This window comes from Pseudomonas sp. SDO524_S393 (assembly GCF_054071875.1).
Map to the genome: position 1 here is coordinate 32,222 of NZ_JBSVVZ010000062.1, position 9,065 is coordinate 41,286.

Sequence of the window (9,065 nt, forward strand, 5' to 3'; positions counted from 1 at the left end):
TAAGAAATGAGTTACTGCAGCGCCAGCGAGCGTTCGCCCGCGGCCACTTCACGGCCCGTGGCATAGGCGCGCTGCACCGCTGGCCGCGCCTTGATGCGCTCGCGCCAGGCCTGGATATGCGGGTAGTCCGCCAGCTCCTGACCCTGGCGCTGGGGCTGGATCCACGGGAAAATCGCCATGTCTGCCACCGAGTATTCGCCCGCCACATACGGCACTTCGGCCAGGCGCTGCTCCAGCACGCGATACAGGCGCGTGGCTTCGGCGTTGAGCAGGTCAAGGGCGAACGGGATCGGCTGCGGCGCCTTTTCCTTGAACAGCTGCAACTGGCTCAGGTAGGGGGTGATATGCCCCACCTGCCAGAACAGCCACTCCTGCACCTTCTGTCGCTCGGCGCTACCGGTCGGCGGCAGGAATTGCCCGGCGCTGTCGGCCAGGTAATTGAGGATCGCGCCGGACTCGAACAGGCTCAGTGGCGTGTCGGCGCGATGGTCGACAATCGCCGGGATGCGCCCGTTGGCGCTGATGCGTTGGAAGTCGGCGTGCTTCTGCTGGCCTTCGCGGATGTTCACCGGCACCAGTCGGTACTCGATACCCAGCTCTTCCAGCAGGATGCCGACTTTCAAGCCGTTGCCCGTGGGCCAGTAATACAGATCAATCATAAAAACCCCTCTGGACGAACACGGCTAAACCTGTGGGAGCTGGCTTGTCGGGTCGCCGCATCGCTGCGATAGCGGTGGTGACTGACACACCGCTATCGCGGGCAAGCCCGGCTCCCACATAAAGCAGCCTGGCATTGCTCAGGCGTATGCTTTGATAGAAGGCGCCATTTGCGAGGCGTTGTAATTGAGGATGCGGCCGTCCGCTTCCACGCCATAACGGCCGTTGAGCGATTCCAGCGGCAAGCCGTACAAGTGGAAATGCAGAGTCGCCTGCTCGCCTTCCACCTTGATGCCGTGCAGGTCTTCACCCAGGAATGAAATCGAGGTGCCCGGTTGCACCACCACTTCCTTTTCCAGGGTCAACGTGGTGAAGCCGGGCTCGCGGCCTTCATCGTTGCGACCGTAGACGTAGTTGATCTCCTGGCCCTCGATGGCGCTGATGATCGCCCAGGTCTCGTGGTTGTGCGGGATCGTGCTTTTGCCCGGCAACAGCGAGTTGAGGTACAGGGTCGGCGTATCACCGTCGTCGTTCAGGCGATAGCGAAAGGCAGTGCTGCCCTGCCCCGGCACCGGTGCTGGAAATTCGTCGAAGTTGAACAGGTCGCGGCGTTCGGCGAGGTTTTCCAGCAGGCCGACGATTTCCTCCAGCGCCGCGCGGTCGACGCCGCGCTGGTTGATCACGCGGATCTGCTGCAAAAACGCTTCGATGACAGCGGCACGGTTTATGGTACTCATGACGGGTTTCCTCAGGTCAGACAGACAGGCTGTAACGGCTCAAATTGGTCAACAGGTACGGGTCGTGGGCAATGGGGCCACGGCGCCCCGAATCGCCCAGGGCATGGCGCAGGAACGTCTGGGTACGTTCGCTGGCCGGGTTCTGAAAAATCTGCGCGGCGCTGCCCTGCTCGACGATCACGCCGTTTTCGGTGAAATACACCACGTCACTGATCTCCTCGGCGAAGCGCATTTCGTGGGTGACCAGCACGCAGGTCATGCCCTCTTCGGTGAGCTCGCGAATCACCGTCAGCACTTCGCCGACGGTTTCCGGGTCCAGGGCCGAAGTCACTTCATCGAACAGGATCAACTCGGGACGCATCGCCAGGGCGCGGGCAATGGCCACGCGCTGCTGCTGGCCGCCGGAGAGTTGGCCCGGATAAGCATCGGCCTTGTGTTCCATACGCACCTTGGCCAGCAGCGCCCGCGCGTCTTTTTCGGCATCGGTACGGCTGCGCCCCAGGACCTTGCGCGGGGCGATCACCAGGTTTTCCAATACCGACAGGTGCGGGAACAGGTTGTACTGCTGGAACACAAACCCCACGCGCTTGCGCAGCTCGATGCGCTGGGCTTCCTGGGCCAGGGTTTCGACCCGGGTCTGACCCACGCGGATGCTGCCGCGCTGGGGTTGCAACAGCCCGGTGATGCAACGCAGGATCGTGGACTTGCCCGAGCCCGACGGGCCGATGATCGACACCGCCTGGCCGCGCTGCACATCCAGGTCGATGCCCTTGAGTACCGGGTTGGCGCCGAACGACAGGTGGATATCCCGCAGGCTCACCAAGGGTTCAATAGAAGGCATAACGGCGCTCCAGGTGTTGGGTCAGGCGGGAAATCGGGTAGCAATAGGCGAAGAACAGCACCAGCAGGCTCAGGTAGATCACCACGGTGAAGCCGGTCATGTTCACGGTGTTGCTGGCGATCTGCGCGGTGTCGATCACGTCATGCACCCCCACCAGCGAAGCCAGCGCGGTGCCCATGGTGACCACCGCGTACAGGTTCATCCACGGCGGCAACATGCGCTTGAAGCACTGCGGCAGGATGATCGAGCGGAACAGTTGACCCCGGGTAAACGCCAATGAGCGCGCAGCTTCCCATTGGGTGCCGGGGATCGAGCCGATGGCGCCGCGGAAAATCTCGGCCACGTTGGCACTGGCCGGCAACGCCAGGCCAATCGTGACCTTGACCCAATCGGGAAACGACACGTAGTGGTTGCCGATGTGGATCTCGAACGGGAACACGTAGGTGGTGAAATAGATCAACACCAGCCACGGCGCATTGCGAAACACCTGCACCCACAGCCGCGCGACAACGCCCAGCGGCGACAGGGCCAGCGCCCCGATCAACAGCCCCAGCACCGAACCGATGGCAATCGCCAGCAGGCTGATAAGAATGTTCTGGCCGAAACCGGCCACCAGCGCCGGCGACCACTGCAACAGCGCCGACAGCACCGGAAATGAATCAATGGCCATAGCCGGGCATCCTCAGGCGCGCTTCCAGCCAGCGCCCCACGCAATTGACGACAAAACTCAGCAGGCCGAAAAAGCTCAGGATCAGGATCATCAACTCCAGCACGTTGTCGCTCTGGGTCCAGATCATGATCGCCGCGTAGGTGATATCACCCACGGCAATGGCCGAGGCTACGGCAGTCATCTTCACCAGGTCGATCAGGTTGTTGATCAGCGATGGCAAGGCAAAGCGCAGCGCCAGAGGCAACTGCACGTTCCACAACAACTGACGGCTGCTGAAGGCCAGGGAGCTGGCGGCTTCCAGCGTGACGGCGGGCACCGCTTCGATGCCGGCGCGCAAGGCTTCGGCATGGAACGCCCCCTTGTGCAGGGAGATCACGATGACCACCCAGGCAAACGGCGTCAGCGGGTTGGCCGCGCCGACCGCCTGGGTCAGCAACATGTTCAGTACCAGGAAGGCGCAGTACAGCTGGACCAGCGTCGGCGTGTTGCGTGTGACTTCAACGAATACCCGCGCCGGCTTGGCCAGCCATGGATTACCGGAGGTGAGCATCGCCGCCAGGCTGATGCCCGCCAGCAGGCTGCCGACAATGGTGAACAGGCACAGCCAGCCGGTGGTCAGCGCGCCTTGCACCAGCGTGCCGCGTTGATAGGCGTCCAGGAGAAAGTTGTAGTTCAGGCCGATACTCGCGGCCCAGTGGACGAACGCCTCCATCATCGCAACTGCCCACAGGCCGTCGCGATGCGCCGCCCGGCTTCGGCCACGCTGTCGGTCGCGGTGGCGATGGACAGGCGGAACCACGGCGACAGGCCATAGGCACTGCCCGCCACACCCGCCACGCCTTCCTCCAGGAGCCAGGCCACCAGATCATCATCGCTGTCGATGCGCTGACCATCCGGACGCACGCGCCCCAGGAGCCCGGCACAGCGTACGAATACAAAGAAGCCGCCCTGGGGCTCGAGCACTTCCAGCCCCTCCACTGCCGCCAGCGCGCGCACCAGAATATCCCGGCGCAATTGGTAGGCCGCGACCTGTTCCGCGAGAAATCCCAGCCCGCCGCTGAACGCGGCCAACGCGGCCGCTTGCCCCACCGACGACGCGCCAGAGGTGGATTGGGACTGCACCACCGCCATCGCCTCGGCCAGTTTTTTGGGGCCGGCGCCAAAACCGATGCGCCAGCCAGTCATGGCATAGGTCTTGGACACGCCGCCCACCAGCAGGCAACGGTCCAGCAGGTCCGGCGCGACGTTCAGCAGGCTCTGGGCCGGGCGACCGTCGAAGCGAATGTGTTCGTACAGTTCATCCAGCAACACCAGCACCTGCGGATGGCGACGCAGCACCTCGGCCAGTTCGCGCAACTCGGTTTCGCTGTACACCGCACCACTGGGGTTGCCCGGACCATTGAGAATCAGCCAGCGTGTGCGCGCGGTGATGTGTTGTTCCAACTGGCGCGGCAACAGCTTGCAGCCCTGCTCCAGGCCGCACTCGATAAAGACCGGCTCGCCACCGTTGAAGCGCACGCTGTCGGGGAACGACGGCCAGTAAGGCGTCGGCACCAGCACCTCATCGCCGTCATCCAGGGTGGCGGCGAAGGCATTGAAGATGATCTGTTTGGCACCGTTGGCAATCACGATGGACGCCAACGGATAGTCCAGGCGATTTTCTTCGGCGAGCTTGCGTTGCACCGCCATCCGCAGCGCCTTCACGCCCGGCGTCGGGGTGTACTTGGTCGCACCGGCGGCAATCGCGGCATAGGCGGCTTGTTTGATGGGTTCCGGGGTGTCGAAATCCGGCTCGCCGGTGGTGAGGTCGAGGATATCGCGCCCGGCGTCACGCAATTCGGTGGCACGGGACTTGGCCGCCGCGTTGGCGGACAGCGACACCCGCTGCACGCGTCGGGACAGGCGTACGGTCATGGCTGCACCTCGAGGACTTTGCCGGGGTTGAGCAGGTTGTGCGGGTCCAGCGCCTGTTTGATGCGGCGCATCAGGTCCAGCTCTACCGGGCTTTTATAGCGGCTGAGCATGCCGACCTTGCGCTGGCCGATGCCGTGTTCGGCGCTGATCGAACCGCCGTGGGCATGGGCGCTGTCGTGCACCAGCGCGCTCAGTTCGGCGTAATGGGCCATGTGTGCCTCCACCGTCGAACCCAGCGGATGGGCCACGTTGTAATGCAGGTTGCCGTCGCCCAGATGGCCGAAGGTGAAGTTGCGCACACCGGGAAAATGCTGCTGGAGCAAGGCATCGGTATGCGCGACGAAGGCCACCACCTGGGAAATCGGCACCGAGATATCGTGCTTCATATTGCGTCCGGCGCGCTTCTGCGCTTCGCTCATGTTCTCGCGCAGCAGCCACAGGGCTTCGCTCTGCGCCAGGCTTTCGGCGATCAGGGCATCACTGAGCAACTGCTTGTCGAAGGCCTCGCCCAGGACGCGCTCGAAGGCTTCGCGGGCGTGGCTTTCGCCGTGGTTGTCGGAGAGTTCGATCAAGGCGAACCAGGGCTGGCTGGCGGTTTTGAACGGCTGCGGGCCGTCCGGAAACTGATCGCGCAGTAACGCCAGGCAATCGGCGGTCAGCAATTCAAAGGCGGTCAGGCTGGCGCCAAAGCCGGCACGGGCATGGGACAGAAACGCCACGGCCTGGGCCAGCTCATCAAAGGCCAGCAACGCCGTGGCCTGGGCCTTGGGCAGCGGAAACAGCTTGAGGGTGGCGGCGGTGATGATGCCCAGGGTGCCTTCGCTGCCGATGTACAAATCCCGCAGGTCGTAGCCGGTGTTGTCCTTGCGCAGACCGCGCAGGCCGTGCCAGATCTCGCCTTCGGCGGTCACCACTTCCAGGCCCAGGGTCAGCTCGCGGGTATTGCCATAACGCAGCACCCCGGTGCCGCCGGCATTGGTGCCCAGGTTACCGCCGAGGGTGCAACTGCCCTCGGCGCCGAGGCTCAGAGGAAACAGTCGACCCGCCGCGCGGGCCACGTCCTGTACGGTTTGCAGAATGCAGCCGGCTTCCACGGTGAGCGTATCGTTGTCGGTGTCGACCTTGCGCACGCGGTTCATGCGGTCCAGCAACAGCAGCACCGAACGCCCGCTGGCATCCGGCGTGGCGCCGGCCATCAACCCGGTGTTGCCGCCCTGCACCACGATGGGCGCCCGCACAGCGACGCAGGCACGCACCACCGCCGCCACTTCTTCGGCAGTGGCCGGGTGCACCGCCGCGATCACCTGGCCGGTGTAGCGCCCCTGCTTGTCGGTAAGGTAGTGCGCCGCCTCTTCAGTGGTTTGCACATGGGCCGCACCGAGCAGCGTTTGCAGGGTGGCAAACAACGTCTCACTCATGGCTGTATTGCTCGTGCAGGTCGCGCAGGGCCTGGGACGGTGCCATGCCGGTACGCTCGCCCAGGGCAATCAGGAAACCGCTTTTATGCCAACCCTTCACGATGGCATCGAGCCTGGCCTGGGTGTCGTGCTCGCCTTTGCGGATCCAGATCACCGATTTGGACGGGATCAGGTCGCCCGGCAACGGGATCTCATAGCCGGCCCATTCCGCGTCACTGAGCAACGCATGCATGGTCGGGCTCACATGCACGGCAGCCACGCAACCGTTGCCGCGCAACGACAGCAGCGACTCGGACTGGCTGCGGAACGCCTTGATCTGCGCGCCATAGGTCTCTTGCAACGGCTTGATGAAGTTACTGCCCTGGGACACGCACACCGGCTTGTCCTTGAGATCGGCCCATTGCTGGATGCCGGCGCCCTTGCGGATCAATGCCGCGCCGCCCACTTCTTCATAGGGCGTGGGCACGTAGTCGAGAATCTCGGCGCGCTCTTCGGTGAACTGCATGTTGGCGATCAGGATGTCGACCTTGCCCTGTTGCAGAAACTGCACGCGGTTGGGCGCCAGCACCGAAACAGTCTTGGTTTCGACGCCCAGAGCCTCGCCAATGCCCTTGGCCAGTTCGACGTTATAGCCCAGGTGTTCGCCGGTCTTCGGGTCGAGGGTGCCAAACGGCGGGCCGCTGAGAATCACGCCCACGCTGATGGCGTGACGCTGCTGGATCTTGTCGAGGGTGGCATCCGCGTGGGCGATGCCGGCACACAAGGCCAGGCCGAGTGCGGTGAGGGTTTTCAGGTTCATGCTCAGGCGCCCTTGAATTGTTTCTGCAATTCCACCAACGCCGGCGACGCGGGGCTGATGCGGTTGCGGGTCTGGGCTTCGATCAGCCAGCCGCTGCGGTGCAGCTCCTTGACGATTGGGTCAAGCCGGGCCTGGGTGTCGCTTTCGCCGCGACGGGTCCAGATCACCGAGGGCGCCGGGTTGAGCTCCGGGCTGATCGCGCGATAGTCCTTCCATTCGGCGCTGTCGTTGACCAGCGGGTTGATCAGGGTGGAGTCATGCACCGCCGCCACGCAGTTGTTGCCACGCAGGGCCAGCAGGGATTCGGACGAACTCTTGAAAGCTTTGAGTTGTGCGCCGAGTTCGGTCAGCGGCTTCACATAGCTGCTGCCCTGGGATGTGCATACCGGTTGATCCTTGAGGTCTTCCCAACGGGCAATCTTGCTGTCCTTGAGTACCGCGGCGGTGCCGCCGATGCGGTAGAACGGCGTGGGCACAAAACCGAGGATCTCACCGCGCTCGGCGGTCCATTCCATATTGGCGATCAGCACGTCGACCTTGCCCTGCTGCAAAAACTGCACGCGGTTGGCCGGCAATACCGGCACCAGTTGCACCTGGGCCTTGAGCTGGCGGCCCAGTTCGTTGGCCAGATCGACGTTCAAGCCTTTGGGCTGCTGAGTGGCCGGGTCGACACTGCCGAAGGGACCGCCGGACAACAACACGCCCACCACCAGCACGTGGCGCTGCTCGATCTTGTCCAGGGTCGCATCGGCCTGCGCCGCCATGTTGGCGCCCAGCGCGATCATCGACCCCAGGGCCATCGGCAACCATTTCTTGAACATCATCGGACTTCCCCCTGGCAATTGATCGGCGTACCCCGACCTGATGGAGGGGCATGCTAGGGAGAGTGCCCGGGCAACGGAAATTCAAATATCTAATATCGTTATAACTTCACGTATAAGGACGACCTGCATTTCTGGAATAACCCAATAATTATTGGCCCCCATGAAAAAACGCTTCAACAACCCATCAGAAACTGTAATGTATTCATTCACACCTTTGATATGAAACCGCCCCTGGAAATGGCCATGTCGACCCTCGACCTCGAACTGCTGCGCACCTTTATCGCCGTGGTCGACCACCACAGCTTCGCCGGCGCCGGCACGCACCTGGCCCGCACCCAATCGTCGGTGACCCAGCACATGCAGCGCCTGGAACAGCAAGTGGGGGTCAGCCTGTTCGAAAAGCGTGGCCGACAAAAACAACTGACCGAACCCGGCCTGCAACTGCTGCGTCATGCGCGGCAGATGCTGTCGCTGAACGACGACGCGCTCAACTCCCTGCGCGAAAGCAGCCTGAGCGGCGTGCTGCGCATCGGTTCACCCCATGACATCGCCGACACCATCCTGCCGCCGATCCTCAGCCACATCGCCCGCTCGGCCCCGCGCTTGCGCCTGGAGATCGATGTAGGGCGCAGCCCGTTCCTGATGGATGACTTGCATCGGGGCAAGGTGGACATGGTGATTTCCACACGCTCCGATCCGAACCTGGAAGGATTTGCGTTGCGTACGTCGCCGGTATGGTGGATCTGTTCGGCGCAGTACATTCACCAGCCGGGCGAGCCGTTGCCGTTGATTCTGGTGGATGAGCCGAGCATCTATCGGCGGTATGCGCTGGAGGCGCTGGAACGGGCGGGTATTGCGTGGCGCCAGGCGTATCTGGCATCGAATCTGATCGGAATCAAAGCCGCGACTCGGGCGGGTTTGGGCGTGACACCGCGCAGTATGGAAATGCTGGGGCCGGATATGCGGGTGCTGGGGGAGACGGATGGGCTGCCGCGGTTGCCGGATGTGACGTATTACTTGTGGATCAGGCCGAATACGGCGAACCCGATTGCGCGCAAGGCTTATGATTTGATTCGGGGGAGTCAGGGGTTGTGATCCGGCGCCTCAGATCAAAATCAAAAGCAGAGCCAAAGCGGATTGATATCTGTCGGATACAGGAGATCCAAATTGTGGGAGCGGGCTTGCTCGCGAAAGCGGTGGATCAG

Annotated in this window: 10 protein-coding genes; 1 reads left to right on the forward strand and 9 read right to left on the reverse strand. The window is 63.1% G+C overall.

Annotated elements, in window-relative coordinates; translation table 11 throughout:
* Positions 1–11: 11 nt before the first annotated feature.
* From ACW9IB_RS23145 to ACW9IB_RS23185, 9 genes are all read right to left on the reverse strand, one after another.
* Complete coding sequence (locus ACW9IB_RS23145) at positions 12–659, reverse strand: glutathione S-transferase family protein (RefSeq protein WP_457415650.1); 648 nt, start codon at positions 657–659, stop codon at positions 12–14.
* 138 nt (positions 660–797) lie between these two features.
* A complete protein-coding gene (locus ACW9IB_RS23150; RefSeq protein ID WP_457415651.1) occupies positions 798–1,394 on the reverse strand; it encodes a cysteine dioxygenase in 597 nt (198 codons plus the stop codon).
* Between the two features lie 16 nt (positions 1,395–1,410).
* Positions 1,411–2,235, reverse strand: coding sequence for an amino acid ABC transporter ATP-binding protein (locus tag ACW9IB_RS23155; RefSeq protein ID WP_457415652.1), 825 nt, complete (start codon positions 2,233–2,235; stop codon positions 1,411–1,413).
* Complete coding sequence (locus tag ACW9IB_RS23160) at positions 2,222–2,905, reverse strand: amino acid ABC transporter permease (protein ID WP_457415653.1); 684 nt, start codon at positions 2,903–2,905, stop codon at positions 2,222–2,224. Before ACW9IB_RS23160 ends, ACW9IB_RS23155 begins: the two co-directional genes overlap by 14 nt.
* On the reverse strand, positions 2,895–3,620 hold the full coding sequence (locus ACW9IB_RS23165) for an amino acid ABC transporter permease (protein WP_457367569.1): 726 nt from the start codon (positions 3,618–3,620) through the stop codon (positions 2,895–2,897). Before ACW9IB_RS23165 ends, ACW9IB_RS23160 begins: the two co-directional genes overlap by 11 nt.
* Positions 3,617–4,819: an aminotransferase class I/II-fold pyridoxal phosphate-dependent enzyme gene (locus ACW9IB_RS23170; protein WP_457415654.1), complete on the reverse strand. Its 1,203-nt coding sequence runs from the start codon at positions 4,817–4,819 to the stop codon at positions 3,617–3,619. The genes ACW9IB_RS23165 and ACW9IB_RS23170 overlap by 4 nt, the downstream gene beginning before the upstream one ends.
* On the reverse strand, positions 4,816–6,237 hold the full coding sequence (locus tag ACW9IB_RS23175) for an FAD-binding oxidoreductase (protein ID WP_457415655.1): 1,422 nt from the start codon (positions 6,235–6,237) through the stop codon (positions 4,816–4,818). Before ACW9IB_RS23175 ends, ACW9IB_RS23170 begins: the two co-directional genes overlap by 4 nt.
* The gene (locus tag ACW9IB_RS23180; RefSeq protein WP_457367566.1) at positions 6,230–7,036 is read right to left on the reverse strand and encodes a transporter substrate-binding domain-containing protein; all 807 of its coding nucleotides are present in this window, start codon (positions 7,034–7,036) and stop codon (positions 6,230–6,232) included. The genes ACW9IB_RS23175 and ACW9IB_RS23180 overlap by 8 nt, the downstream gene beginning before the upstream one ends.
* 2 nt (positions 7,037–7,038) lie before the next feature.
* Positions 7,039–7,860: a transporter substrate-binding domain-containing protein gene (locus tag ACW9IB_RS23185; RefSeq protein ID WP_457367565.1), complete on the reverse strand. Its 822-nt coding sequence runs from the start codon at positions 7,858–7,860 to the stop codon at positions 7,039–7,041.
* Positions 7,861–8,103: 243 nt separating this feature from the next.
* On the opposite strand from ACW9IB_RS23185, the gene ACW9IB_RS23190 reads away from it, so the two are divergent.
* The gene (locus ACW9IB_RS23190) at positions 8,104–8,955 is read left to right on the forward strand and encodes a LysR substrate-binding domain-containing protein (protein WP_457367564.1); all 852 of its coding nucleotides are present in this window, start codon (positions 8,104–8,106) and stop codon (positions 8,953–8,955) included.
* Positions 8,956–9,065 lie beyond the last annotated feature (110 nt).